The following is a 25449-nucleotide window of genomic DNA, read 5'->3' on the forward strand; positions in this document are numbered from 1 at the left end:
GCCCTACGCCCCCGCTACGAACAACTCCGAGACCTCGCCATCCAGGCAGCGCGCTAGCTGAACGGCATTGCACGAAGAGGCAACTTGCTGGCGTGTCCTGGCAGCCGATGGCTACGTTGCGAGCCTCAGCGTTCGTCCAAGGGGGTTGCTTCATGCGTTTCCGCCTACCCGTTGTCGCCACTGCAACGCTTGCCCTGATCGCTCCGGTCGTCCCGGCAACGGCCGCGCCGCCACCGGAGCCGCTGGTCTTCGGTGCCTGCCCGGCTGACATCGCTCAGCCCTTCCCCGCCTTGACCTGCGCCACGCTCCAGGTACCCGTCGACTACCGGAAACCAGCCGGCGCGACGCTCGACCTGCTGGTCACCAAGCACGCTGCCAAGGCCCCGTCCAAGCGGCTGGGTGCGCTCTTCGTCAACCCGGGTGGTCCGGGCGGCGGGGGTGCGGCATACGCCGGTACGCTCACCCGCCCCGACGCCACTGGCTTCACCCGGCTGCAGCCCGCCGTACTCGATGCCTACGACGTGATCGGCTTCGACCCACGCGGGGTCTCCCACAGCTCACCGATCAGTTGCGCCGATCCGTCGCATTTCCCCACGCCGCAACCGGATCCGGACGCGCCGGCCAGCCGTGACCCGCTGTGGAAGCTGTGGGGTGACTATGCGGACGGCTGCGGCGCGAAGGCCGGCGCGCTGCTGCCACACCTGGGCACCGACAACGTCGCTCGGGACATGGACAACATCCGGGCCGCACTTGGCGAGCAGAAGCTCAACTATGTCGGCTTCTCGTACGGGACGTACCTCGGCTCGGTCTACAGCGAGCTGTTCCGGGAGCGGGTCGGTCGGATGATCCTGGACGGCAATATCGACCCGACCCCACGCGACGTCTGGTACCAGGCCTCACTGGCGCAGGCACCGGCGTTCGAGAAGCGGTTCACCAGCTACCTCGGCTGGGTGGCGAAGTACGACACCGTCTACCACCTCGGGACCGCGGTCGACCAGGTTCGCGCCAACTGGGACAAGACACTCGCCGAGTTCCGCCGTACGCCGCACGGTGTGGTCGGCGCCTACGAACTGCTCACCACAGCCGGCGGAGTGATGTTCTCGGAGTCGAACTGGATCGCCTTCACCAGTGCGCTCAGCAGCTACGTGGTCGGCGGTGACGACAGCGCTCTGGTCGATTTCGCCGCAGCGGACACCAGTGCGGCGTCCGAGCGGTTCAACGCGATCTTCAACGCGGTGATCTGCGTCGACGCGGACTGGCCTTCCACCAGGGCCCGCTACGAGCGCGACGCCGCACGACTCGCCAAGGTCTCGCAGTTCACATGGGTCAACGTCTGGGCCGGCGGCGGCGCCTGTCTGGACTGGCCGGTGCCGAACCACACCCCGGTCCACGTCTCCGGCAAGGGGCTACCCGGCATCCTCATGTTCAACACGGTCGGCGACCCGTCCACGCCGTACGCCGGTGCTCTGAAGCTGCACAAGGTGTTGCGGAGCTCGGTTCTGGTGACTGAGCGGGATTCCGGCAAGCACTGCGTCTTCAGCAACTCACGGGCCTTGGTGAACACCGCCGCCAACGACATCGGCACCAAGTACCTACTCACCGGCGAACTACCGCCGGCCGACACCTCAGTCCCGGGCCACGCGCTGCCGGTCCCCACCCCAGCCACCCTGAAAGCACCAATCACGAAGGTGCCACTCCTGGAGCGATGATCCTGTAGTACCGCCGTTGCGGTACATCGGCGGTACTGCAACAGCAGGACGTCAGGGGCACGTCTGCCACGTACTGTGAAGAGATGGGTAGGTTGTCGCTGCGGTGCCAGTGGGTGCTCGAGTGCCTGCTGGCCCTGGCCATTCTGGTGCTCAACCTCTTTCTGCTGGGGCAGCGGCAACATGGCGCTGGTGAGGTCACGCTGACCGTCTCGGGGATCGTGCTCTGCGCGGCAGCGGCAGGCGGCATGCTAGTTCGCCGGAAGAACCCGCTGCTCGCTCTCGGCCTCACCACCGCAGCAGGGGTCAGCTACTCGGTCAGTCAGAAGGCATTGAGTCCGATCGGGCTGTTCATGGCTTGCGCTGCGTACACCGTGATGCTGCGCAGCGACCGACGTACCCGCATGACGTCTGTGATCGCAGTCGTCGCGGTCACGCTGGTGGCGGCCGCCGTCTTCACTCACGGCGAGCTGATGGCGAACCTGTTCAACGGTCTGGTCGTTCTGTTCGGCGCTGCCATCGGCGAAGCGAGGCGGTACCGGCGGGCCTACCTGCGTGAGCTGGAGGACCGAGCCGCGAGGGAAGAGCGGCTGCGGATCGCTCACGAACTGCACGACGTCATGGCACACCACATCGCCCTGATGAACGTGCAGTCCGGAGTCGCTGCCCACCTGCTACGCAGCGATCCGCCTGGGGCCGAACACGCGTTGGCTCTCGTCAGAGACAGCGGCCGCACAGTCCTGCAGGAGCTGACCATCCTGCTCGGTGTCCTCCGGCGCTCCGGCACTCCGCTGCCCACAGCGCCATCACCGTCTCTCCGCGAGCTGGCCACTCTCGTCGCCTCTTTCGAAGCATCTGGGGTAGCGGTCGAGTGGACTCCACCGACCAACCTTGGTGACCTACCTGAGGTTGTGGAGCTCACGGCGTACCGCATCGTGCAGGAGTCGTTGACCAACGTCCTCAAACACGCACCGGGCGCGCAGGTCCGGATCACCATCGCCCGCGGGCCGGACGGGCTCACCGTCGTCGTCACCGACACCGGCGGCCACCACCCCACCGGCGCGAGTCCATCAGCCGGGCACGGTCTGATCGGGCATGGTCTGATCGGGATGGGCGAGCGCGTCGCCGCGGTGGATGGCACACTCCGGACCGGGCCAACAGCGGGCGGCTTCGAGGTGTCCGCGGTCCTTCCCCTCCAGACGGGAGTCACCGATGACGATCCGAGTGCTGCTGGCCGACGACCAGACGCTGATCCGGAGCGGCTTCCGGGTGCTGGTGGACTCCGCACCGGACCTGCAGGTGGTCGCTGAGGCCGCGAACGGGCGCGAGGCCGTCGAGCGGGCCCGGACCGAGCGGGCCGACGTGGTGCTGATGGACATCCGGATGCCCGAGGTTGACGGGCTGGCGGCGACCCGTGCGATCACCGCCGACGACGATCTGGCCGGTGTGAAGGTGCTGATCCTGACCACGTTCGAAATCGACGAGTACGTGTTCGAAGCCGTCCTGGCCGGTGCCAGCGGCTTTCTGGGCAAGAGCGTCGAGCCGGACGAGCTGGTGGACGCGATCCGGGTGGTGGCGCGTGGCGACGCACTGCTGTCACCCAAAGCGGTGCGCAGCCTGATGAACCGCTTCCTGGCCGAGCCACGCACTGGTGGCGAGATCGGCCCGTCGGTGCTGGACCTCCTCACCGAACGCGAGCGCGAGATCGTCGGACTGGTCGCGCTCGGGCTGTCCAACGACGAGATCGCGCTCCGGCTGGTGCTCGCGCCGTCGACCGCCAAGACCCACGTCAACCGAGCCATGACCAAGCTCGGCTGTCGCGATCGAGCACAGTTGGTCGTGATCGCGTACCAGACCGGCCTGGTGCGGCCGGGGACCGTCGTACCGCCGCTGCAGTAGCCGGTACGACGAACGCCGTACGCCCAGGAGCCCACCGGTGGCTGACGCGCGCGACGGCTCGGCCCCGCGAGCATCGACGGCATGGCTATCTACCTCTATCGGCTCGGCCGGTTCGCCTTCCGTCGGCGCGGATTGGTCGCATTCCTGTGGCTGGCGGTGCTGGCGGCCGGCGTGGTCGGCTCAGTCACCCTGTCCGGCCCGACCGCGACCGGCTTCTCCATTCCGGGCACCGAATCGCAGCGTGCGGCCGATCTGCTCGCGCAACGCTTCCCACAAGCCGGAGCGAGCCAGGCGACCGCCCGGATCGCCTTCCAGACCGGGCCGGGCCGGCAACTGGCCGACGAGCCTGAGGTCCGGCAGACGCTGGCCCGGATCGCCACCGCGCCGCAGGTGAGCAGTGTCGTCGACCCGTTCACCGCCAAGACGGTCTCGCCCGACGGGCGCACCGGCTACGCACAGGTGACGTTCAGCGTCCCCTCGGAGGAGGTGACCGCCGAAGCGAAGGAGGCGGTCGATGCCGCGGTCGCCCCGGCCCGGGCGAGCGGACTCACCGTCGAGTACGGCGGGGACGCGCTGGAAGCGGACGGTGGACCGCCCCTCAGCGAGGTGATCGGCCTTGCCGTCGCAGCCCTGGTCCTGCTGCTCATGTTCCGTTCACTCGTCGCCGCGGCCCTGCCGCTGCTCTCGGCTCTGGTCGGCATCGGGATCGCGGTGACTGCGATCTCCACCGCGTCGGGCTTCGTCGGCATCGGGAGTTCAACGCCCTTGCTGGCCCTGATGCTCGGACTCGCGGTGTCGGTGGACTACGCGCTCTTCATCATGTCCCGATACCGGCACGAACTCAGTACCGGGCTCGACCCCGAAGAGGCGACCGGGCGTGCCGTGGGGACAGCCGGGTCCGCAGTGGTGTTCGCCGGGGCGACCGTGGTGATCGCTCTGGCAGGGCTGTTCGTCGTCGACATCCCCTTCCTGACCCAGATGGGAGTGGCTGCCGCGCTGACCGTCGTACTGGCGGTTGCCATCGCTCTGACGTTGCTTCCGGCGCTCCTGGGCTTCGCGGGTCGCCGGGTCACTCCCAACGAACGCACTGGTTCGATGGGGCGCAACTGGGCGCGCATGGTCACACGCCGGCCGGTCGCGGTCCTGGCGGTGTCTGTGCTCGGTCTCGGCGCTCTCGCGCTCCCGGCCACCGATCTCGAGCTGGAGATGCCGAACGACAGCACATCGGCGCCGGACAGCACTCAACGCAAGACCTATGACCTCGTCTCGGGTGCATTCGGCCCTGGCGTCAACGGGCCGTTGATTGTCGTCGTCGACGGCGGTACGTCGGCCACTGCGGCGGCCACGGCTCAGACCATCAGCACGCTGCCGGGCGTGGCCGCGGTCAAGCCACCGCGGTTCAACCCAGCCGGGGACACCGCGCTGCTGACAGTTGTCCCGACGACCGGTCCGGGCAGTTCGGAGACCAGAGAACTCGTTCAGACGCTGCGGGACCTGCCGGAGGTCCCGGGCACCCGGGTGTCCGTCACCGGATCCACTGCGGTGGACATCGACATGTCGGACAAGCTCGCCAGCGCGCTGGCGCCGTACCTGGCGCTGGTGGTCGGACTGGCGTTTCTGCTGCTGACGCTGGTCTTCCGCTCGATCGTCGTGCCACTGAAGGCGACGCTGGGATTCCTGCTCACTGTGGCGGCCACCTTCGGCGCACTGGTCGCGATCTTCCAGTGGGGCTGGCTGGCCGGGCTGTTCGGGCTCGAAGGCCAGGCGGCGCCGGTGATCCCCATGCTCCCCGTACTGCTGGTGGGTGTGGTGTTCGGACTGGCGATGGACTATCAGGTCTTCCTGGTCACCCGGATGCGTGAGGCACACGTGCGCGGTGCCGGTCCACGCGCCGCTGTCATCGACGGCTTCGCCCACAGCGCCCGCGTGGTCACCGCAGCGGCCGTCGTCATGGTCGCCGTCTTCGCCGGCTTCATCCTGGCCGGACAGACGCTGATCGTGGAGATGGGATTCGGCCTCGCGTTCGCAGTGGCCATCGATGCGTTCGTCGTCCGGATGACGATCGTCCCTGCCGTCCTGGCGTTGCTCGGCAACCGCGCCTGGTACCTGCCGGCCTGGCTCGACCGCCTGCTGCCCACCGTCGACATCGAAGGCGAGTCCCTACGCCGACAGGCGCCCCAAGGCGTTGGCGTAGCGCTTGGCCGCTAGGCCTTGCAGCGTGCGGGTGGCCGGTCCGCCCAGACGGGCGTACCAGGCCGCCGCACGGCTGTAGGCGGTCACGGTGAAGTAGATGCCGTCGGACTCGCGGGTCACCACGAAGGACTCCTCACCGGACTCCGGGTGTCCCTGCAACGTCCCGTACGCGAAGCCGATCCGGTCCGGCTCGTCGACGGTCCACACCACCCGGCACGGGATCGGTAGGCCCACCAGACCGATCGGTACGGCGGTGCGCAGCCGGCCGAGCGCCATACCGGGTCCTAGTCGTCCCAGGGCGTTCACTCCGATCGCTGCGGGACCGTCAGCCGTGAACGGCAGCCCTGCGAGCCGGTGCATCCGCCAGCTCAGCAGGGCTTCACCCGCGCGCCGGAACACCTCGTCGCCGTCGCCCAGCCGGTCCCGGTGCTCCAGCCGGTGGAAACCGGCCGGAGTCTCGTCGAACCGGGTGGAACCGACCACGTCGTACGAGAAGTGCAGTTGGGGCAGGTCGTCGAGCCGCATCAGGTCAGCTGCTCTTCAGTCCGGTCGTGTCGCCGGACTTGAGCTTGGTGAAGAGCGCCTTGGCCTTCGCCTCGTCCCAGCCGACACCGACGCCGCCGTCGACCGGAACACTGTCGTCGCCGATCGGCACGGTCAGCGTGACACCGCCACTACCGGAGACCGCCCGCATGCCGCGGGCGAACTTGATGAAGTCGAACAGGCTCATGTCCTTGTCGACGGTGAGTGCGTCCACGCCCTTGGTCGCAACGCCGTAGTAGCGCACCGGGTTCAGGAACGTCGACGGGGAGCTCGCCTTCTTGCCGACCGCCCCGACCATCTGGCGCTGCCGCTCGACGCGGCCGAAGTCGTTCTTGCCGTCGGCCTTCCGCGAGCGGACGTAGCCGAGCGCGTTCACGCCGTCCAGGTCCTGGCAGCCGGCCTTCAGGTCGATGTGCGCGTCCTCGTCCTTCATCGCCTTCGGCAGGCACATGTTGATCCCGCCCAGGCTGTCGATGATCGAGGCGAAGCCGCTGAAGCCGATCTCGACGTAGTGGTCGATGCGCAGGCCTGTCTTGTTCTCCAGAGTCTTCATCAGCAGGGACGGATTGCCCTTGTTGTACGCGAAGGCAGCGTTCACCTTGCTCTTGCCGTGGCCCGGCACCGTGAGCACGCTGTCGCGCGGGACGCTGACCAGCACTGTCGGACCGGACGCCGGGACGTGCATCAGCATGATCGAGTCGGTGCGCGAGCCGGAGTCCTTCCCGGTGTGCAGCCGAGCGCGCTCGGCGCGGCTCAGCCCTTCACGTCCGTCCGACCCGACCAGGAGGTACGTCGTACCGGAGGTGGCGGCCGGCCTGGTACCTGTCGGCATCGCGTCGATCTTGTCGATCCGGCTCCACGCGTAGAGCGGGACGGTGACGAGCATCAGCACGAAGACCAGGATCAGCAGGCCGAGGGTCCTCAGGAACCAGTTCTTCCGCTTCTTCGGGCGGCGGCCGTTCGGCCTGCTCGCGAAACGCTGGTCCATGGGCTGCGGTTGACTCATACCCACGACCGTATCGGTGCGCGGCGCCACGGACGTCACTCCAGTGAACGAATCTAGCGGTCTGAAAGTCGGTACCGCCTCCTTCAGAAGGAGGAAATCGGCCCGGGAATCGAACCAGACCGCCGGAACGTGCGCGGTGACACCCCGGTACGCGCTGTGAACAGTCTGCTGAAGTACGCCGGGTCCTCGTAGCCCACCCGCCTGGCCACGGCAGCGATCGACAGCTCCTCTTCTGCGAGCAGAGCCTTCGCCGTGCTCAACCGGGTCCGCAGTACGAGCTCCTGCGGTGTCACTCCGGCCTCACGCCGTACTGCCTCGCGTAGCTCCTTCACTGTGAGTCCGAGCTCTGCGGCATAGTCCTGAACCGAGGCGACCACACAGGCGAGCCCAGCGAGCCGCTCAGCCACTCCGTCGCCAGACTCCACCGCAGCTAGGCCGAGTACGTCGTACAACGCTGCAGCTGTCTGTACGGCGTTGTGCGCGCCAGCGACCCGCAGTAGCCGGCCGAACGCCCGGTCGACCGGTCTGGGGTCGGCGTACCGGCTCACCGGTCTGTGGGGGTCCAGATGACCGAGTGCAGCGAGCCCGGTGGTCGCCGTACCGCCGAACAGCACCCAGAGCTGCCGCCACTTCGTCGCGGGCCGGTAGCCGTGCAGAACACCCGGGTAGAGCCACAGCATGGCCGGCGACCGCACCTCGAACAGCTGACGGTCCGGACCGTGCAGGAGCTGCCCCCGGCCCTCCTTCACCCACACCAACGCATGGCACCCCAGCGCCCGCTCCGGAGCCGGTACCCCAGCGTGGATCTGCTCGCCGACGCCCAGGCAGAAGAGTCCAAGTTGTTGCTCAGCAGGGCCAGGAGTCAGGTAGGTGGACCAGTTGGCCATGGAACAAGAGTCCAAGAAGTACTCCGCCCTGTCCATTCCAGTCGATGCCTGCAGCCGGTGGAATTGTCGATGTGCTGACATCCAACGGGTACGTACTGGACGAACGACGGCTCGGCGAACTGACCGCCGTACCGGATCACGAGCGGACCGATCTGCCGGTCCTGCGGGAGCGGTTGCAGCGGGACGGCTACCTGCTGCTGAGAGGGCTGCTGGATCCACAGGTGGTGCTGGAGTTCCGGAGGTACTACTTCGAGCGCACCGGCGCTGCCACGGACCGAGCGTCGTACCGGAGGGTGCTGTTCGAGCAGATCGTGCCGGGACTGGAGTACGCCACCTTCTGCGCGCTCCTGAAGGGCTGGTTCGAGTGGTTTCTGGGCGGGGAGCCGTTTCTGCACCGCCGGAAGATCATCCGGCAGATTGCTCCGGGTGAGAACGGCATCGGGACCGCTACCCAGGCGCATTACGACCTGGTCTACCTGCGCGGCGGGAGCGACCAGGTGCTCTCGGCGTGGATCCCACTGGGCGACTGTCCGGTCAGCCGGGGCGGTCTGACCTACCTGGAGCGCAGTCACCACCGGGTGCTCGCCGACGAGGAGACCCTGAAACTGCCGGCTGCTTCGATCACCGCCGACCTGCCTGCACTGGCCGAGCAGTACGACGCCAACTGGCTGGTGACCGACTATGCGGCCGGCGACGTGGTCATCCACACCGCCCACACCATCCACGCCGCTCTGGACAACGTCTCCGATGTGATGCGGCTCTCAACGGACATCCGGTATCAGCGCGCCGACGACCCCATCGACGCCCGCTGGCAGAACCACTGGCACGACCAGGACTGGCTGTAATTGAACTCTTTCCCCACCCCACCGCCCCGGTCACTGACCGATATCCGGATTGCTTCTCGCTAACGACAATCATTTCGGTTAAGGTTCCGGTCGAACCTGAATCAGTCGAGTCGTGTGAGGAGAGCCGTGAACCGCAACGAGTTGGTCGCCGGAGTGGCGGAGAAGGCGGGCATTCCGCGCAACCAGGCCGAGCGGGTCCTCGACGCGCTCGGTGACGTGGTCACCGAGGCCGTGCACAAGGGCGACAAGGTCTCCCTGACCGGTCTGCTGAGCATCGAGCGGGTCCTGCGCGCACCGCGCACCGGCCGCAACCCCCAGACCGGCGAGCCGCTGTCGATCCCGGCCGGCTACTCCGTGCGACTGTCCTGCGGGAGCCGTCTGAAGGCTGCCGCACGCGGCAACCTCCGGACGATCTCCTGACCTGCTACCGCTGAACCGCGGTCACCCAGTAGGGCGTGGTCGCGGTCGGTGGTGTGGTGAAGCGGGCGTTCGGCAGGTAGAGCCGGTTGCCGAACGCCGCAGCCGTCGTGGGTACGTCGAAGTCCGTGCTGGTGATCTCGCGCAGCACGCTGCCCTTCGTGGCCGCCTGGTCCAGGCCGACCACGGCGATCTTGTTCAGCCGGTTCTGGACGACGTACAGAGTTCTGCCGCTCAGCAGCAGGCCGTCGCCGTTCGTCATCAGCGCGCCGCCGAGGTCGATCCGCCGGGCCACTCCGGTCTTGGTGTCGACGCGGAGCAGGAAGCCGGTTGAGGACTGGACGATGATCAGCGCACTGCCGTCCGGCGTCAGGGCGATGCCGTTGCCGTTGTTGCCGGGCTTGTGCTCGTAGTCGCCGGTGAGCGGGATGGTCTCGGCCTCCGCCGGCAGCTTGCCGTGCCGGCCGAGTGGCAGCTTGTAGAAGACCGGCCGCTGCGAGTCGGTGAACCAGGCCGCGTCCTTGCCGAGGACGACGTCGTTCACGAACGTCGGCGTCGTCGTGGTGAATGTGTAGCTGGCCAGCGCCTTGCCGGTCCGAGTGTCGATCACGCGACCGTTGCCGCCGGCCGCACCGGCCACGAACAGCCGGCCCTGCTGGTCGACCTTCATGCCGAGTGAGCCGGTGCCGGGTCCGGGGCTGAGCACCTTGCCGGTGCCGGTCCGCAGATCGGCGGCGTAGATGTCTCCGTTCGCACGGGAGCCGAAGTACGCCGTACTGCGGGCGATCGCGATGCCCTCGGGCTGGAAGCCGGCCGGGAGCTCGATCCGGGCCGGGAAACTGGTGGTTTGGGAAGTCGCCGTTGCGGTCGGTGCACTGACCAGACCGAGCAGCAGAGCGGGTACGCCGGCGAGTACTGCCAGCCGGCGGACGAGGTGTGACATGGGCGGGTCCTCCTGATCCGTGGGTCTCGGTCAGGAGAACGGAATCGGCCTGTGGAAAGTTCAGAACCGGCTCTGGCCAACGGGTATGTTCACTGTCAGCAACTCAACACAAACTTTTGGGGCAGGGATGACAGCAGATAGTGAGAGCTCGAGTCCGGTGCGGCCGCAGGACGACCTCTACCGGTCGGTCAACGGTCCGTGGCTGGCGGCGAACGAGATCCCGGCCGACAAGGCGATCTACGGCGCCTTCCACGCGCTCTGGGACACCGCTGAGCAGGATGTCCGCGCGATCGTGGAGAAGACCGTCGCCGCCGGTCATCCCGAAGGCAGCGAGCCGCGCAAGATCGCCGACCTCTTCACCAGCTTCATGGACTCCGAGACGATCGAGCGGCTGGGTGCCGAGCCGATCGCCGGGCAGCTCGCGCTGGCCGACGGCGTCACCGATGTCGCCGAGCTGGTCGAGGTGCTGGGCAAGCTCGAGCTCGAGGGTGTCGCGGGCGTCTTCCGGGTCTGGGTCGACGCGGACGCCAAGCAGTCCGACCAGCACATCGTCTACCTGATGCAGGGTGGGCTGAGCCTGCCCGACGAGTCCTACTACCGCGAGGACGGTTTCGCCGAGACGCGGACGGCGTTCGTCGCCCACGTCACCCGGATGCTCGAGCTGGCCGGCCGGCCCGATCCGGCCGGGGCCGCCGAGCGGATCCTGGAGCTGGAGACGCGGCTGGCCGCGCACCACTGGGACCGGGTCAAGGATCGCGACGTCACCAAGACCTACAACAAGCTCGACCGGGCGGGGCTCGAGAAGCTCACCTCCGGGCTCGACTGGTCCGGGTGGCTGGCCGGTGCCGGCGTCCCGGAGAGCGCGTTCGAGCAGGTTGTCGTGCGCGAGCCGGAGTTCCTGACCGCGGCCGCGGCCGCCCTGCAGGAGATCGAGCTGGAGCAGTGGAAGGAGTGGCTGGGCTGGCAGATCGTGCACTCGGCCGCCACCGTGCTGAGCAAGGCCTTCGTCGACGAGAACTTCGCCTTCTACGGCAAGACGCTGACCGGCGCCCCGGAGCTGCGGGAGCGCTGGAAGCGCGGGCTCGGCGCGGTCGAGTCGGCGCTCGGTGAGGCGCTAGGCCAGCTGTATGTCACCGAGCACTTCCCGCCGATCGCCAAGTCCCGGATGGTCGAGCTCGTCGCCAACCTGGTCGAGTCCTACCGGCAGCGGATCGAGGGGCTGGACTGGATGGGTCCGGAGACCCGCCGTCGTGCGCTCGACAAGCTGGGCACCTTCGTGGCGAAGATCGGCTACCCGGACAAGTGGAAGGACTACAGCGCGCTCGAGATCGACCCCAGCGACCTGTTCGGCAACCTGCGCCGCTCGGTCGCGGTGGAGACCGCGCGTGAGCTGGCCAAGCTCGGGACGCCGGTCGACCGCGACGAGTGGCGGATGACGCCGCAGACGGTGAACGCCTACTACAACCCCCGGCAGAACGAGATCGTCTTCCCGGCCGGGATCCTGCAGCCGCCGTTCTTCGACCTGGACGCCGACGACGCGGTCAACTACGGCGCGATCGGGGCCGTGATCGGGCACGAGATCGGCCACGGGTTCGACGACCAGGGCTCGCGGTACGACGGCGCCGGCAACCTGAACGACTGGTGGACCGACGAGGACCGCGCCGCCTTCGAGGCGCTCACCGACAAGCTCGTCGCGCAGTACGACGCCTTGTCGCCGGAGGAGACACCGGGGCAGTTCGTCAACGGCAAGCTCACCCTCGGCGAGAACATCGGCGACCTCGGCGGGCTGTCCATCGCCTACCACGCCTACCAGCTCTCGCTCAGCGGCGCCGAGTCGCCGGTGATCGACGGCAAGACCGGTGCGGAGCGGTTCTTCGGCGCCTGGGCTCACGCCTGGGCAACCAAGACCCGCCCCGAAGAGGCGGCCCGCCGTCTCACCATCGACCCGCACTCCCCGCCCGAGTTCCGCTGCAACGCAGTCGTGAAAAACATCGATGCCTTCCACGACGCGTACGGCACCACGGAAGACGACGCCCTCTGGCTCGCGCCCGAGGACCGGGTGCGCATCTGGTGACAACCGACTCCGGACCTCTCGGGCGAAACCTGCGCGCCTGAACGCCCACTCCGGCCACCAAACCGTCGAAGAAGGCACCGAGATCATCTTCCGGATGGCAACCCTCACCCCCACCGGCACCTACCAAGACCGCCACGGCCCTCTCCCCGGTGACCGCCCATCTGATGGGTAGACCCGCCGGGAGGTGGGTTGGCCAACCTGATTCCGGTTTGCCAACCCACCATCGGATGGGTGTACCAGGCAGATGGGGGTTAGGAGGACATCCAGTTCTGGAGGCCTTCGATGGTGCGGGGCATGGCGTCGGAGAGGTTCTCGGCGCCGGTGTCGGTGATCAGGATGTCGTCCTCGATCCGGATACCGATCCCGCGCAGGTCCTCGGGGACGGTGAGGTCGTCGGCCTGAAAGTAGAGGCCGGGCTCGACGGTCAGGACGTAGCCGGTCTGCAGGTCGCCCTTGCGGTAGTTCTCCTCGCGGGCGGAGGCGCAGTCGTGGACATCCAGGCCGAGCATGTGGCTGGTGCCGTGCAGGGTGTAGCGCTGGTGCAGGTTACTCGCCGGGTCCAGGGCCTCCTCGGCCGAGACCGGCAGCAGCTCCATCGCGTCCAGACCGCGCACGATGACCTCCATCGCGGCGTGGTGACCAGACTGGAACGGCACACCGGGCTTGAGGGCCGCGATGCCGGCGTTCTGCGCGTCGAGGACGAGCTGGTAGAGGTCACGCTGGCGCGGCGTGAACTCGCCGTTCACCGGCAGGGTCCGGGTGATGTCGGCGGTGTAGAGCTGCCGGTTCTCGACGCCCATGTCGAGCAGCATCAGCGTTCCGTCGACGACCGGGCCGTCGTTCTCGATCCAGTGCAGCGTGGTCGCGTGCGGTCCGGCTGCGGCGATCGAGGTGTACCCGACGTCGTTGCCCTCCGCCCGCGCCCGGCGCCAGAACGTGCCCTCGATCCAGCGCTCGCCGTACTCGCGGACTCGGTCCATCTCGGACAGCACGTCGGAGAAGCCGCGGTGGGTGATCGCAACCGCCTCACGCAACTGCTCGATCTCCCACGGGTCCTTCACCAGCCGCAGCTCGGACAGGGTCGTGGCCAACTCCAGGTCCCGGGTGTCATCGGTCCGCGCACCACTCAGCAGAGGCGCGATCGAGTAGTCCTCACCGCGCCGTACCCGAGTCTGTACGTCGTTCTTGAGCGCGTCACCGAGCTTGTCGATGTGCCGGGTCTCGAGGCCGAACTCCTTGGCGGTCTCCTCCAGCGACGGGCGGCGCCCGGCCCAGAGCTCGCCGTACGTGCGGTCGCGCCAGAACTCCGACCCCTGACTGCGGTCCGAACGCGGGCGGAAGTACAGCACCGCGTCGTGGCCCGTCGTACCGTTCGGCTCCAGCACCAGGACGGCGTCCGAGGTCTGGTCGCCGGCCAGCCAGACGTAGTCGGTGTGCGGCCGGAACACGTAGTCGGTGTCGTTGGACCGCACCTTGTACGTCCCGGCCGGGATCACAAGCCGCTCACCCGGGAACGCCTGCGACAACGCATCCCGCCGCTTCGCCGCCCAGACGCCGGCGGGGCTCAGTGTCACGTCCTGCCGCTCGGAGTCGGCCCAACCCGAGTTCATGAACGCGGCCAGCTTCGCGCTCGGAACGGAGTCGTGCGACGCGGTCTTCGGCGCGGTGCCGTCAGCGGCTGTGGTGTTCTCGGTCATCGTCGACCAGTCCTCGTTTCGGCGCAGGGGCCCAGTGTCAGCCCCGGGTGTGCAGTTCGTCACCGCGGGTCAGGCCGCTGTCCGGCAGCGCTTCCGCGGGATCCGAGCCGATGCGCGTGATCGCATTCCGCTCGTCCACGAAGACTACGCTCGGCCCGACCCCCCGCGCCTCCGCGGCATCATCAGCCTGCCTGTCAGTGGCCGCGATCATCCCGCCCACCTTGAGCACCCACCAACCACTCCCGCGCCTCGCAAACAGTCGAGCCGTGCCCAAAGTGCCCTCACCTCCCCACCTTGAGCACGGATCAACCATTCCCGCGGCACGCAAGTGACTGATCGGTGCTCAAGGTGCTCGCGACGGGTCGACCCGTGCACAAGGACGAGCGCGCCTACCGTTGGGCCACGGATCATCACCTTGAGCACCCATCGACCAGTTCGGCGGCGTCCAGATGGTTGGCCGGTGCACAAGGTGGGGCGGTGGGGGCATGTGAAGGCCTCGCAGCTCATACTCTGCGAGGCCGTGACCTTTGTACCTGGCGTGGGCCGACCGGGGCTTGGACGACACGCGAACGGAGAGCGACATCACAGCGTCGTACGATCCGCGCCATCACCCACCCGAGGTGCCGGGAGTGATCGGGGGCTGACATGCTGTGGCGGGTGAGCCCGAAGTCTTTGACGGATTTGGTGGCGCCCGACTGGGCGGAAGCGTTGGCGCCGGTCGAGGAGACGGTCAGCCGGATGGGGGAGTTCCTCCGGGGGGAGATCGCGGCCGGGCGGCCGTACCTGCCGGCTGGGGAGAACGTGTTGCGGGCGTTCCAGAGTCCGCTCCAGCAGGTGAAGGTGCTGGTGGTCGGGCAGGATCCGTATCCGACGCCGGGGCATCCGGTGGGGTTGAGCTTCTCGGTCGCTCCGGACGTCCGGCCGATCCCGCGCAGCCTGGCGAACATCTACCGCGAGCTGATGGCGGACGTCGGCGTACCGGCTCCGTCGAACGGCGATCTGACGCCGTGGGCAGAGCAGGGCGTCCTGCTGCTCAACAGAGTGCTCACCGTGCAGCCCAGCAAGTCGGGTTCGCATCGCGGCAAAGGCTGGGAGTCGGTCACCGAGCAGGCGATCCACGCGCTCGTGAACCGCGGCGGCCCGCTCGTCGCCATCCTCTGGGGCCGCGACGCGCAGACCCTGAAGCCGATGCTCGGCAAGATCCCGTACGTCGAGAGCGCGCACCCGAGCCCGATGTCCGCGGACCGGGGCTTCTTCGGCTCCCGCCCGTTCAGCCGGGTCAACGCCCTCCTGGTCGAGCAGGGCGCAACCCCGATCAACTGGCAACTCCCCTAACCTCTCCGCGAACCGCCCGCCCGCTCCCGCCACCAGTCGCGGCCGGAGACAGTAAGCGACGGCCGGAGACCCCGCACCATAGGTCTCGGGCCGCTGCTGCCTGTCTCCGGCCAGCAGTGGTGGCGCGGGACGGGTAACGGCTTGGGCGGCTACTGACATGGCAACTTGTTCGAATGATCTATTGCAGGATCGTTCAACAATCTCCTATGGTTGCGGGAATCGCATCCAGCGGGTCCGTCCCTGGGAGGAACCATGTGGGTTCTGCTCGCCATCGCGGTGGTTGTCGTCGGTTTCGCGCTTCGGCTGAACTCGATGCTGGTCGTCACCGCGGCCGGTATCGTCGCCGGTCTGATCGGCGGCCTGTCGCCGGTCAAGATCCTGAACGCCTTCGGCGACGGGTTCGCCGGTAGCCGCTCCGTCACCGTCTTCATCGTCACCTTGCCCGTGATCGGGCTGATCGAGCGTTACGGGCTGCAGCATCAGGCTCGCAAGCTGATCGGCAAGCTCACCTTCGCCACCACCGGCCGGCTGCTGGCCATCTACCTGCTGATCCGGCAGGGCACGGCAGCGCTCGGCCTGACCAGCATCGGCGGTCCCGCACAGGCTGTGCGGCCGCTGATCCACCCGATGGCGGCCGGTGCCGCCGAACGCCGCTACGGCAAGCTGCCGGAGAAGCTCCAGGAGAAGATCAAGGGCTTCGCCGCCAGCGCGGACACGGTCGGACTGTTCTTCGGCGAGGACATCTTCGTCGCGATCGGTTCGATCCTGCTGATCACCGGGTTCGTCGACGCGACGTACGGGCTGCAACTGGAGGCGATCGACATCGCGCTCTGGGCGATCCCGACCGGTATCTGCGCACTCCTGATCCACGGCGCCCGATTGCTCTATCTCGATCGCCAACTGGACGCACTGGCGCGTGAGGCCAGGGCCGAGGCCAAGGAGGTGGCGAAGTGATCAAGGTCGAGTGGTTCTACTGGCTCTGCGGGATCTTCTTCGTCCTGATCGCACTGCAGGTGCTCAACGACCGCACCAACCCCAAGCGGATCGGCAGCGCGGCATTCTGGGGCGTCCTCGGGCTCTCGTTCGGCTACGGCACCTTCGTGGTGAACAAAACAGCACCCGCCTGGCTCCTGGGCATCGCGGTGATCGGTCTGGCCGTGCTGGCCGGTTCCGGCTTCCCGGGCAAGGGCCAGGAGCGTACGACGACCCAGGCCGAGCGAGCGAGGTTTGCTGACAAGTTCGGCAACAAGCTGTTCCTGCCCGCACTGGTCATTCCCGTGGTGGCTGCGCTCTTCGGCGCGTGGCTGGCCAAGGTGAAGCTCGGCGACGGCAGCCTGCTGCTGCAGTCCGGTTCCGCCACGATTATCGGGCTCGGCGTCGCATCCCTGCTGGCACTGGCGGTTGGGATGGCGCTGCTCCGGCCACGCTCCCCCGCCGTACCGCTGCATGAGGGTCGTCGTTTGCTCGAGCACATCGGCTGGGCGGCGATCCTGCCGCAGATGCTGGCCACACTGGGGCTGCTGTTCAACGCCTCCGGTGTCGGCAAGGCAGTCGGCCGTGTCACTGACCACCTGGTTCCCAAGGGCTCGCTGATCGCCGCAGTCGCCTTGTACTGCATCGGTATGGCGGTCTTCACGATCATCATGGGCAATGCGTTCGCAGCGTTCCCAGTGATGACCGCTGCGGTCGGCTGGCCGTTGCTGGTAACGCAGTTCGACGGTACGCCGGCGGTGGTCTTCGCGATCGGCATGCTGGCCGGCTTCTGCGGCACCCTCTGTACGCCGATGGCCGCGAACTTCAACCTGGTTCCAGCGGCCCTGCTGGAGATGAAGGATCAGTACGGCCCGATCAAGGCCCAGATCCCGACCGCGATCCCCTTGCTGGGTTGCAACATCGCCATCATGTACTTCTTCGCTTTCTAGGAGACGACACCCCATGAAGTACGCCGCTGCCTGGTCCGCGATCGCCTGTGAGGTGCTCGAGACGCCGTACCCGTACGGCGCCGCGCATGCCTCACGTGGTCCGGAGGACGTGGACGTAACCCCGGAGAAACTGCACCCGGCGTTCCACGGCTCCTACGACTGGCACTCCAGCGCGCACATGCAGTGGTCGCTCGTCCGGTTGCTCGCACTGGCACCGGACGAGGCCGGGTCCAGGCCGATCGAGGTGCTGGACCAGCGGCTGACCACAGCAGCGATCGCGACCGAGGCGGCGTACCTGCGGGAGCGTCCGTCGTACGAGCGTCCGTACGGCTGGGCGTGGGCGGCGATGCTGGTCGCCGCCACCCGCACCACGCAGTGGGCAGAGGCGACAGCTCCACTCGGCGATGTGATCGCCGACCTCGTGCTCGACTGGCTACCGCGGCAGGCCTACCCGGTCCGCCATGGTGCCCACCTGAACTCAGCGTTCGCCCTGTCGCTGTTGCTGGAAGCGTACGACGACCTCGGCCGGGGCGAGGTCGTCGGCGCGATCCGGAGTCGCGCGGTCGACTGGTTCCAGAACGACACGGCGTACGACACCCGCTTCGAGCCGTCCGGGACGGACTTCCTCTCGCCGGCACTGTCCGAGGCCGAGCTCATGCGCCGGGTGCTGCCCGCCGCAGAGTTCACCGACTGGCTGCACGCCTTCCTGCCAAACCTCGGAACCACAGAACATCAACACCTGCTGGAAGTTCCCACCACCGACGACTCCGGTGACGGCCAGCTCGCACACCTCTCCGGGCTGGCGTTGTCCCGCGCCTGGCAGCTCCGCACGATCGCACCGAGCCTGCCGGACGTTGCCGAAGTACTAAGAGCAGGCGCCGACCGTCAGATCGACGCAGTGCTCCCCACTGTCACCGACGGCGACTTCATGTCGACGCACTGGCTGGTGTCGTTCGCCCTTCTGGCCCACCAGGCTTGAAGCCAGTCCAACTGCGCCACAGCAACGCATAACGACCACCAGCAGCCAGCAGCCCGTCATGCGTCCCAGACTCGACGACGCGGCCGCCATCCAGCACAACGATCCGATCCGCCTGCTGTGCCTGCGTCAACCGGTGCGCCACGATCAGCGTCGTGCGTCCCTCGGTAGCGGCCACCGCTGCGCGTTCCAACGAGCGTGCACCAGCACTACCGGCCTCAGCCGTCGCCTCATCCAGTACGGCGACCGGCGGATCCGCGAGTACGAGCCGGGCGAACGCGAGCTGCTGCGACTGTGCCCCAGTCAGCTGATGCCCCTGCTCGCCCACGACGGTCTCCAGCCCGTCCGGCAGCGCGCGCACCCAGGCCAGCGCACCAACGCGTTCCAGCGCGCTCTCGACCTCACCGTCGGTAGCGTCGAGCCGAGCAAGCCGTACGTCGTCAGCCAGCGCCCCGGAGAACACGTGGACCTCCTGGCTGAGCAGCGCCACCTGTGAACGCGTGCGATCCTCGCCGAGGGCCTGCACGTCCACACCGCCCAGCCTCACCACACCAGCCGTCGGGGTAAGCACTCCGGCCGCCAGCGCAGCCAGCGTGGTCTTCCCAGCACCACTCGCCCCCACGAGCGCCACCCGCTCGCCCGGTTCGAGTCGCAGCGACACCTCATCGACCACGAGCGGACCGTCGTACGCATGCCCGATGCCAATCAGCTCCAGCGACGCATCGGCCGGCCCCGGACCAGGTGGCGGCGAGGAGATCTGCTCCATCTCCAGTACGCCGGCCAACCGGGCCATGCCCGCGGCTGCCGTCTGCACCTCGTCGAACAGCATCATGACCGCGCCGATCGGGTTGAACAGCCGATGGAAGTACAGCGCGGCCGCCGTCACCGCACCGATGGTCACCAGATCGCCACGCACCAAGAAGAACCCGGCCACCAGAATCCCACCCAGCCCAACGAATTCGGCATGGTTGATCCGCGAAGAGAAGAAGCTGAAGATCCGGAACACCTTGATCGACAGGTCGCGAGCGGTCGCCGACGTCGCGTCGATCTTCGCCAGCTGCACGTCCTCGAGCCGGTACGCCCGCACGGTCGCGCTGCCCCGCAGGGACGCGATGATCGCCTCGGACCGGTCGCCCATCGCGATGCGTTCCTTGGCGTAGTACGGCGCCGATCGCGGCAGGTACCAGCGCAGAGCCAGGATGTACATCGGCAGCGCGAGCAGACCGGCCAGGCCGAGTCGCCAGTCCAGCGCGAACATGCCGCCCGCGGTCAGGATGATCGTCAGCGCCGCACCGAGCAGCATCGGCCCGATGTCGGTCAGAGCGCTCGCCACCGTCGCCACGTCGTCACCGACGCGGGACAGCAGGTCACCGGTACGCACCTTGTCCAGAACGGGTGCCGGCAACTGCAGCGCGCGGTCCAGCACCTTCTCCCGGATCCGCGCCAGCACCGTCTCACCTACGCGCGCGACGAGCATGACGCCGAGCGCCGTGAGCAGACCGGCCAGCAGAGCGGCGCCGCCGATCAGCAGCACGACCTTCACGATCGCAGAGCGGTCCGCCCCGCTCGAGATATCGTCGACGAGCGCACCGAGCGCCCAGGGTGCGACCAGACCGGCCGCACTCCCACCGGTGATCACCACGGCCGCGACGATAGACAGACCAGGCAGCTTGCGGATCTCACTCCACAACAGCGCCCACGTCGCACGCGGGCCGGCAACGGGCAGCAGGTTCATCGGAGCACCGCTTCCTGGTACGCCGCGTCCGACTCGGCGAGCTCGGCATGGAGGCCCTCGGTCACGACGACCCCATCAGCCAGCACCACGACGCGATCCATCTTCCCGAGCAGTGCCGGGCTACTGGTCAGCACCAGCGTGGTCAGTCCGGACCGGACCTCCGCCAGCCCTTCCGCGAGCAACTCCTCGGTGACCGCGTCGACCGCCGTACTGGGGTCGTGCAGGACGAGCAGTGGCGGCGAAGCGAGCAGTGCGCGGGCCAGACCGAGCCGCTGGCGTTGCCCGCCAGACAGTGCCTGGCCACGGTCGGCCAGCGGCCGGTCCAGCTCGTCAATGAGGTCAGCAGCCCCGGCTGCAGTCATCACGCGCTCCAAGGACGGCGACTCGACCAGCAGGTTGCTGCGCAGTGTGCCTTCGAACAGGTCAGTGTCGTGCTGCTCCAGCAGGACTGTGTCGCGCAGAGCGTCGATATCCAGCTCATCGATCGGTACGCCGCCAACCCGGACCGCACCGGTGTACTCCGAGGCTCGCCCGCCAACGACCGCCAGCAACGCGTCCGCGTCACGCGGGTCGTAGCAGAGCACTCCCACGGTCTCACCGGCCAGCAGAGTCAGATCAACATCCACCAACGTCTTGTAGGACACGCGTTCCAGCTGCAGCAGCGGCTTGGCAGGGTCCACGGCAGTCGCCGTACCGGTCGCTACGAGTGGCGGTGAGGACAGGACCGACGCCAGTCGGCCGGCGGATGCACGGGCGGTCGCCAACACCTGACTGGCGTAGCCGAGCGTGCCAACGGGCTCGGCGATGAACTGCGCCAGCCCGACCACCGCAATCAGCTCGCCGATGCTGATCCGCCCGTTCAGTGCGAACCAGCCGGAGACACCAGCCACTGCTGCGAGCAGCAGCCCACTGAGCGCCGTACTGACACCGTCCTGCAGACCAGCCGTCGACACTGCACGCAGTGTGGCTCGCAGCGTCGTTTGGCTGGACTGGCGGTAGCGAGCAGCCGCGTTGTGCTGCGCACCGATCCCTCGCAGCGTCCGCAGCCCGCCAACCAGGTCAGTGGCCAGTGCGGTCGTCTGAGCAACCGCCTCCTGCTGAGTCGACGTATGGCGGGTCAGCAGCGGCGAGAGGGCCTGAATGCCCAGCACCAGCAGCGGTACGCCGATCAGTACGCCGATCCCGAGCGGCACATCGACCAGTAGCAGGGACACCGAGGCGACGATCAACGCCGTGGAAGCCGCACAGCCGATCGAAACGGCCCGCATCACCAGTGCGGTCTTCTCAGCGTCGGATGTGGCGATCGACAGCAGTTCCCCCGAACGCAACCCGGTCCGCTGTCCTCGGGGGTCGAGAACGCGCCGGGCGATCTCCAGCCGCAACTGGTGCGTCTCGTACTCGATCGCGCGGACAATCAACCGCGCTCCGAGCTTCCAGGCATTGGACAGCACGGCAAACAGGGCCGCAAGCATCAGCACGCACCAGATCAGCGGCTCTACATCCCCAGTAGCCACTGCCTTGTCGACGAACACCCCGATCGTCACCGGAACGGCTGCCTCGGTCGCTTGATGTAGCGACATCAGCAGCACACCAAGGCTCATCCGCCCCCGATGCCGCCGTACCGCCCGCCTCAACAGCTGTCCAGTCGACATATTAGGTAACCCTAACTGATCCGGAGTGATTGACAGCGAAGGCCGATCACCGTACGGTCTCGCGATAATAGGAAAGTTTCCTAACAGTTGACTTGGCTGCGTCCCACGCAGCGAGCCGACACCACGAGACCGGCAGAGGGAGGCAGGGTTAGCCCATGGCAACAACACCTGGAACCCCCCGCCTGCTCCGCGCGATGAACGACCGGGCCGCCCTGGACCTGCTGCTCTCCCAAGGGCCGCTGTCCCGGACCACGCTCGGCCACTTGACCGGACTGTCCAAGCCGACCGCTTCCCAGCTGCTTGCTCGCCTGGAAGCGGCCAACCTCGTCCGCGCCAGCGGTACCACCGCCGGCCGGCCGGGACCGAACGCCCAGCTGTACGAGATCAACGGCAACGCCGCGTACGTCGCGGGCCTCGACGTCACCCCGACCCGGATCCGCTCGGCGGTCGCCGACCTGACCGGCAAGGTGGTCGGCCGCTACGAGCTGCCCACCCCCGGCCGCAGTGCCAAAGGCACGGTCGAGCGGGTGATTAAGGCGATCGAGGGCGCAGCCGGCGAGGCCGGTCTGAACCGGGCGAACCTGCACCGCGTCTCGATCGGCACGCCGGGTGGTTTCGACCCGACGACCGGCCGCCTGCGGTACGCGACGCACCTGCCCGGCTGGCATGCCCCGCATCTGCTCGAGGAGCTGGCCGCGGCGATCGCCGTACCGCTCGAGGTCGAGAACGACGTCAACCTGGCCGCGGTCGCCGAGCGGCAGATCGGGCACGCCAAGGAGAGCGAGAACTTCGTCCTGCTCTGGGGCGAGGAGGGCATCGGTGCGGCGATCGTGGTCAACGGCCGCCTGCACCGCGGTGCCACCGGCGGCGCCGGCGAGGTCGCCTTCCTGCCACTGCCCGGTACGCCGCTCGTCCGCAACGTCGGCCGGAACAACGCCGGCGGCTTCCAAGAACTGGCCGGTGGCGAACCCGTCCTGGCCCTCGCCCGCGCGCACGGCCTCAAGGCCCGTACGCCGGAATCCGCGATCACGGCCGCACTGGCAACCCCAGGAGCCGGTGACGCGGTGCTGTCCGAATTCGCCCATCGACTCGCCGTCGGTCTGGCCGCGATCGTCGCGGTCGTCGACCCCGAACTGATCGTGCTCGCCGGTGGTGTCATCACCGCCGGCGGCGAACGCCTGCGCGGCCTGATCCAGGACGAGCTGGCGGACCTCGCCGTACCAAGGCCGCGGTTGCTGATGACCGCGATCCCCCTCGATCCCGTGCTGTCGGGTGCCCTGCAGTCCGCCCTGAGCGCCACCCGCGACGAAATCTTCGACACCGCTAGTTCTCCACCCATTTCCTAGGAGTCAAACGGATGCAACGCCTGAATCGTGCCGTCATCGGCACTGCTGCAGTGGCACTGCTCGCCACCGCCTGCACCGGTACGTCGGAAGCCCCGAAGGCGAACGACGACGTCACCAAGGACGTGACCATCACGTTCTGGCACGGCTGGAGCGCACCCAGCGAAGCCGCCGCGATCACCGCCAACATCAAGGCGTTCGAGGCGAAGCATCCGAACATCAAGGTGAAGGTCGTCGGCAACATCAACGACGACAAGATCAAGCAGGCACTGCGGGCCGGCGGACCGAACTCCCCCGACGTCGTCTCGTCGTTCACCACCGACAACGTCGGCACGTTCTGTACGTCGAACGTGTTCGCGGACCTGAAGCCGTTCCTGGACAAGTCCGGGATCGACATGGACAAGACCTTCCCGAAGGCGCTGCAGGACTACACGCAGTACCAGGGCAAGCGCTGCGCCCTGCCGCTGCTGAACGACGCCTACGGCCTGTACTACAACAAGGACGCCTTCAAGGCCGCCGGGATCACCGCGCCGCCGAAGACGATGTCCGAGTTCGACAAGATCGCCAAGCAGCTGACCAAGGAGAAGGGTGACACCTACTCCCAGCTCGGCTTCATGCCGAACTTCCACGGCTACGAGTCGACCACCTCGCACTTCGCCGCGCAGTGGAACCCGACGTACCTGACGCCCGAGGGCAAGTCGAACCTGGCCGCCGACCCGGCGTTCGCGAGCATGCTGAAGTGGCAGAAGAACCTGGTCGACTCGCTCGGCGGCTACGCCAAGCTGGAGAAGTACCGCGCCACCTTCGGCGACGAGTGGGGCGCCAAGAACCCGTTCCACACCGGCCAGACGGTGATGTCGATCGACGGTGAGTGGCGGCTCGGGATGGCCAAGGAGGCCGGGGTCAAGTTCGACATCGGCGTCGCGCCGTTCCCGGTCCCGGACGACCAGGCCGACAGCTACGGCAAGGGCTACCTGGCCGGCACCATCATCGGGATCGCGAGCCCCAGCACCAAGCAGAACGCCGCCTGGGAGCTGGTCAAGTACATGACCACCGACACCGAGGCCGTGGTGAACTTCTCCAACGGCATCCACAACGTACCGTCGACGCTGGACGCGCTGAAGTCGCCGAACCTCAAGGTCGACGAGGGTTTCAAGACCTTCCTGGAGATCGCGCAGCACCCGAAGAGCAACACCACGCCGGCCAGCCCGAACGGCGGCGCCTACCAGCTCACGTTCCAGGACTTCGCCTTCCAGCACGAGGCCGGCAAGGTGCCGGACCTGGCCGCCGGTCTGAAGAAGACCGACGAGCAGATCGACAAGGATCTGGCTCAGGTCAAATGACGTCACCCGGACTGCGCCGCATGCATCGTCGGGAAGCGCTGCGGAACGTCGCCTTCCTGTCGCCCTGGCTGATCGGGGTCAGCGTCTTCTTCCTCTACCCGCTGATCTCGACCGTCTACTTCAGCTTCATGAAGTACGACGGGTTCACCGCCCCGACCTGGACCGGGCTGAAGAACTGGAGTTACGTCTTCACGGACTACCCGTTCTTCTGGCCGGCCCTGCGGAACACGCTCTGGCTCGTGATCGTGATGGTCTCGCTGCGAGTGCTGTTCGGGCTCGGGATCGGGATGCTGATCACGAAGGTGAAGACCGGTGCGGGATTCTTCCGCACCGCCTTCTACCTGCCCTACCTGGCGCCGCCGGTCGCGGCCACGATGGCGTTCGCGTTCCTGCTCAACCCGGGCACGGGTCCGGTGAACAACATCCTCGGTGCGATCGGGCTCCCGCAGCCCGGCTGGTTCAACGACCCGACCTGGTCGAAACCCGCGCTGACGCTGCTGGCGCTGTGGGGTATCGGCGATCTGATGGTGATCTTCATGGCGTCGCTGCTCGACGTACCGCAGGAGCAGTACGAAGCGGCGTCGCTGGACGGCGCCGGGGCGTGGCAGCGGTTCTGGTTCGTCACGCTGCCGAACATCTCGCCGATCGTGCTGTTCGCGGTGGTCACCGGCGTCATCCAGACCATGCAGTACTACACCCAACCCCTGGTGGCCGGGAAAGTCGCGAGCGGTGTGATCGGTGGCTCGGGGCAACAGTTCGAGCCCGGCTACCCGGAGAAGTCCACGCTGACGCTTCCCCAGCTCGTCTACAACCTCGGCTTCCAGCGGTTCGACACCGGTGGCGCCTCGGTGGTCGCGCTCGTCCTGTTCGCGCTGGCCATGGTCTTCACCGCCATCCTGATGCGCCGCCGCAGCGGCTTCCTGTCGGACTGAA

22 protein-coding genes are annotated in these 25449 nt (G+C 67.6%); 14 read left to right on the plus strand and 8 right to left on the minus strand.

Annotation, left to right across the window (positions count from 1 at the left end):
* Window positions 1–152 precede the first annotated feature (152 nt).
* The 4 genes from E1261_RS18150 to E1261_RS18165 all read left to right on the plus strand — a co-directional run bounded on the left by E1261_RS18150 (window position 153) and on the right by E1261_RS18165 (window position 5813).
* Window positions 153–1709, plus strand: coding sequence for an alpha/beta hydrolase (locus tag E1261_RS18150; RefSeq protein WP_165952549.1), 1557 nt, complete (start codon window positions 153–155; stop codon window positions 1707–1709).
* Between the two features lie 83 nt (window positions 1710–1792).
* A complete protein-coding gene (locus tag E1261_RS18155; protein ID WP_132408061.1) occupies window positions 1793–3016 on the plus strand; it encodes a sensor histidine kinase in 1224 nt (407 codons plus the stop codon).
* Window positions 2919–3605, plus strand: coding sequence for a response regulator transcription factor (locus E1261_RS18160; RefSeq protein WP_132408062.1), 687 nt, complete (start codon window positions 2919–2921; stop codon window positions 3603–3605). Before E1261_RS18155 ends, E1261_RS18160 begins: the two co-directional genes overlap by 98 nt.
* An 81-nt stretch (window positions 3606–3686) precedes the next feature.
* Window positions 3687–5813, plus strand: a complete 2127-nt coding sequence (locus E1261_RS18165) for an MMPL family transporter (RefSeq protein WP_132408063.1) — start codon at window positions 3687–3689, stop codon at window positions 5811–5813.
* Here the strand turns inward: E1261_RS18165 and E1261_RS18170 are convergent.
* The 3 genes from E1261_RS18170 to E1261_RS18180 all read right to left on the minus strand — a co-directional run bounded on the left by E1261_RS18170 (window position 5766) and on the right by E1261_RS18180 (window position 8234).
* The gene (locus tag E1261_RS18170) at window positions 5766–6323 is read right to left on the minus strand and encodes a DUF1990 family protein (RefSeq protein WP_132408064.1); all 558 of its coding nucleotides are present in this window, start codon (window positions 6321–6323) and stop codon (window positions 5766–5768) included. The genes E1261_RS18165 and E1261_RS18170 overlap by 48 nt on opposite strands.
* Before the next feature lie 4 nt (window positions 6324–6327).
* Window positions 6328–7347 carry an LCP family protein gene (locus E1261_RS18175; RefSeq protein WP_132408065.1) on the minus strand — a complete coding sequence of 340 codons (1020 nt, stop codon included), beginning with the start codon at window positions 7345–7347 and terminating at the stop codon, window positions 6328–6330.
* A gap of 83 nt (window positions 7348–7430) precedes the next feature.
* Window positions 7431–8234, minus strand: a complete 804-nt coding sequence (locus E1261_RS18180; RefSeq protein ID WP_165952550.1) for a helix-turn-helix domain-containing protein — start codon at window positions 8232–8234, stop codon at window positions 7431–7433.
* A 44-nt stretch (window positions 8235–8278) separates the two neighbouring features.
* Here E1261_RS18180 and E1261_RS18185 point away from each other — a divergent pair, with 44 nt between their 5' ends.
* Window positions 8279–9079, plus strand: a complete 801-nt coding sequence (locus E1261_RS18185) for a phytanoyl-CoA dioxygenase family protein (protein ID WP_165952551.1) — start codon at window positions 8279–8281, stop codon at window positions 9077–9079.
* Window positions 9080–9205: 126 nt separating this feature from the next.
* On the plus strand, window positions 9206–9499 hold the full coding sequence (locus tag E1261_RS18190; protein WP_132408068.1) for an HU family DNA-binding protein: 294 nt from the start codon (window positions 9206–9208) through the stop codon (window positions 9497–9499).
* A 4-nt stretch (window positions 9500–9503) separates the two neighbouring features.
* Here the strand turns inward: E1261_RS18190 and E1261_RS18195 are convergent, their stop codons facing one another.
* On the minus strand, window positions 9504–10439 hold the full coding sequence (locus E1261_RS18195; RefSeq protein ID WP_132408069.1) for an SMP-30/gluconolactonase/LRE family protein: 936 nt from the start codon (window positions 10437–10439) through the stop codon (window positions 9504–9506).
* A gap of 127 nt (window positions 10440–10566) precedes the next feature.
* Between E1261_RS18195 and E1261_RS18200 the strand changes: the two genes are divergently transcribed.
* On the plus strand, window positions 10567–12513 hold the full coding sequence (locus E1261_RS18200) for a M13 family metallopeptidase (RefSeq protein WP_132408070.1): 1947 nt from the start codon (window positions 10567–10569) through the stop codon (window positions 12511–12513).
* Window positions 12514–12764: 251 nt separating this feature from the next.
* On the opposite strand, the gene E1261_RS18205 is transcribed toward E1261_RS18200, so the two are convergent.
* Both E1261_RS18205 and E1261_RS18210 read right to left on the minus strand, forming a co-directional pair.
* Window positions 12765–14210, minus strand: a complete 1446-nt coding sequence (locus tag E1261_RS18205; protein WP_132408071.1) for an aminopeptidase P family protein — start codon at window positions 14208–14210, stop codon at window positions 12765–12767.
* 37 nt (window positions 14211–14247) lie between these two features.
* A complete protein-coding gene (locus E1261_RS18210; RefSeq protein ID WP_238176289.1) occupies window positions 14248–14421 on the minus strand; it encodes a hypothetical protein in 174 nt (57 codons plus the stop codon).
* A gap of 434 nt (window positions 14422–14855) precedes the next feature.
* Here E1261_RS18210 and E1261_RS18215 point away from each other — a divergent pair, with 434 nt between their 5' ends.
* From E1261_RS18215 to E1261_RS18230, 4 genes are all read left to right on the plus strand, one after another.
* The gene (locus E1261_RS18215) at window positions 14856–15545 is read left to right on the plus strand and encodes a uracil-DNA glycosylase (protein ID WP_202874805.1); all 690 of its coding nucleotides are present in this window, start codon (window positions 14856–14858) and stop codon (window positions 15543–15545) included.
* A gap of 252 nt (window positions 15546–15797) precedes the next feature.
* Window positions 15798–16499: a DUF969 domain-containing protein gene (locus E1261_RS18220; protein ID WP_132408073.1), complete on the plus strand. Its 702-nt coding sequence runs from the start codon at window positions 15798–15800 to the stop codon at window positions 16497–16499.
* Entirely contained in the window at window positions 16496–17467 is a 972-nt protein-coding gene (locus tag E1261_RS18225; RefSeq protein WP_132408074.1) for a DUF979 domain-containing protein, read from the plus strand. The genes E1261_RS18220 and E1261_RS18225 overlap by 4 nt, the downstream gene beginning before the upstream one ends.
* A 13-nt stretch (window positions 17468–17480) precedes the next feature.
* A complete protein-coding gene (locus tag E1261_RS18230; RefSeq protein WP_132408075.1) occupies window positions 17481–18446 on the plus strand; it encodes a DUF2891 family protein in 966 nt (321 codons plus the stop codon).
* On the opposite strand, the gene E1261_RS18235 is transcribed toward E1261_RS18230, so the two are convergent.
* Together E1261_RS18235 and E1261_RS18240 are read right to left on the minus strand one after the other, a co-directional pair.
* Window positions 18394–20178 (minus strand): ABC transporter ATP-binding protein, encoded by a 1785-nt coding sequence (locus tag E1261_RS18235; RefSeq protein WP_132408076.1) that lies wholly within the window; start codon window positions 20176–20178, stop codon window positions 18394–18396. The genes E1261_RS18230 and E1261_RS18235 overlap by 53 nt on opposite strands.
* Window positions 20175–21830 (minus strand): ABC transporter ATP-binding protein, encoded by a 1656-nt coding sequence (locus tag E1261_RS18240; protein WP_132408077.1) that lies wholly within the window; start codon window positions 21828–21830, stop codon window positions 20175–20177. Before E1261_RS18240 ends, E1261_RS18235 begins: the two co-directional genes overlap by 4 nt.
* A gap of 155 nt (window positions 21831–21985) precedes the next feature.
* Between E1261_RS18240 and E1261_RS18245 the strand changes: the two genes are divergently transcribed.
* From E1261_RS18245 to E1261_RS18255, 3 genes are read left to right on the plus strand one after another with little or no spacing between them, the layout of a single operon-like run.
* Window positions 21986–23176, plus strand: a complete 1191-nt coding sequence (locus E1261_RS18245; protein ID WP_132408078.1) for an ROK family transcriptional regulator — start codon at window positions 21986–21988, stop codon at window positions 23174–23176.
* An 11-nt stretch (window positions 23177–23187) separates the two neighbouring features.
* Complete coding sequence (locus E1261_RS18250) at window positions 23188–24516, plus strand: ABC transporter substrate-binding protein (protein ID WP_132408079.1); 1329 nt, start codon at window positions 23188–23190, stop codon at window positions 24514–24516.
* Entirely contained in the window at window positions 24513–25448 is a 936-nt protein-coding gene (locus E1261_RS18255) for a carbohydrate ABC transporter permease (RefSeq protein ID WP_132408080.1), read from the plus strand. The genes E1261_RS18250 and E1261_RS18255 overlap by 4 nt, the downstream gene beginning before the upstream one ends.
* Window position 25449: the final 1 nt, after the last annotated feature.

Origin of the sequence: Kribbella albertanoniae (assembly GCF_004348455.1) — a bacterium.
GTDB classification, from domain to species: domain Bacteria; phylum Actinomycetota; class Actinomycetes; order Propionibacteriales; family Kribbellaceae; genus Kribbella; species Kribbella albertanoniae.

Bases quoted from the DNA above. Each gene is read 5' to 3' on its own strand.
- E1261_RS18150 (WP_165952549.1), top strand. From the start codon at position 153: ATGCGTTTCCGCCTACCCGTTGTCGCCACTGCAACGCTTGCCCTGATC.
- E1261_RS18155 (WP_132408061.1), top strand. From the start codon at position 1,793: ATGGGTAGGTTGTCGCTGCGGTGCCAGTGGGTGCTCGAGTGCCTGCTG.
- E1261_RS18160 (WP_132408062.1), top strand. From the start codon at position 2,919: ATGACGATCCGAGTGCTGCTGGCCGACGACCAGACGCTGATCCGGAGC.
- E1261_RS18165 (WP_132408063.1), top strand. From the start codon at position 3,687: ATGGCTATCTACCTCTATCGGCTCGGCCGGTTCGCCTTCCGTCGGCGC.
- E1261_RS18170 (WP_132408064.1), bottom strand. From the start codon at position 6,323: ATGCGGCTCGACGACCTGCCCCAACTGCACTTCTCGTACGACGTGGTC.
- E1261_RS18175 (WP_132408065.1), bottom strand. From the start codon at position 7,347: ATGAGTCAACCGCAGCCCATGGACCAGCGTTTCGCGAGCAGGCCGAAC.
- E1261_RS18180 (WP_165952550.1), bottom strand. From the start codon at position 8,234: ATGGCCAACTGGTCCACCTACCTGACTCCTGGCCCTGCTGAGCAACAA.
- E1261_RS18185 (WP_165952551.1), top strand. From the start codon at position 8,279: ATGCCTGCAGCCGGTGGAATTGTCGATGTGCTGACATCCAACGGGTAC.
- E1261_RS18195 (WP_132408069.1), bottom strand. From the start codon at position 10,439: ATGTCACACCTCGTCCGCCGGCTGGCAGTACTCGCCGGCGTACCCGCT.
- E1261_RS18200 (WP_132408070.1), top strand. From the start codon at position 10,567: ATGACAGCAGATAGTGAGAGCTCGAGTCCGGTGCGGCCGCAGGACGAC.
- E1261_RS18205 (WP_132408071.1), bottom strand. From the start codon at position 14,210: ATGACCGAGAACACCACAGCCGCTGACGGCACCGCGCCGAAGACCGCG.
- E1261_RS18210 (WP_238176289.1), bottom strand. From the start codon at position 14,421: ATGATCGCGGCCACTGACAGGCAGGCTGATGATGCCGCGGAGGCGCGG.
- E1261_RS18215 (WP_202874805.1), top strand. From the start codon at position 14,856: ATGCTGTGGCGGGTGAGCCCGAAGTCTTTGACGGATTTGGTGGCGCCC.
- E1261_RS18220 (WP_132408073.1), top strand. From the start codon at position 15,798: ATGTGGGTTCTGCTCGCCATCGCGGTGGTTGTCGTCGGTTTCGCGCTT.
- E1261_RS18230 (WP_132408075.1), top strand. From the start codon at position 17,481: ATGAAGTACGCCGCTGCCTGGTCCGCGATCGCCTGTGAGGTGCTCGAG.
- E1261_RS18235 (WP_132408076.1), bottom strand. From the start codon at position 20,178: ATGAACCTGCTGCCCGTTGCCGGCCCGCGTGCGACGTGGGCGCTGTTG.
- E1261_RS18240 (WP_132408077.1), bottom strand. From the start codon at position 21,830: ATGTCGACTGGACAGCTGTTGAGGCGGGCGGTACGGCGGCATCGGGGG.
- E1261_RS18245 (WP_132408078.1), top strand. From the start codon at position 21,986: ATGGCAACAACACCTGGAACCCCCCGCCTGCTCCGCGCGATGAACGAC.
- E1261_RS18250 (WP_132408079.1), top strand. From the start codon at position 23,188: ATGCAACGCCTGAATCGTGCCGTCATCGGCACTGCTGCAGTGGCACTG.
- E1261_RS18255 (WP_132408080.1), top strand. From the start codon at position 24,513: ATGACGTCACCCGGACTGCGCCGCATGCATCGTCGGGAAGCGCTGCGG.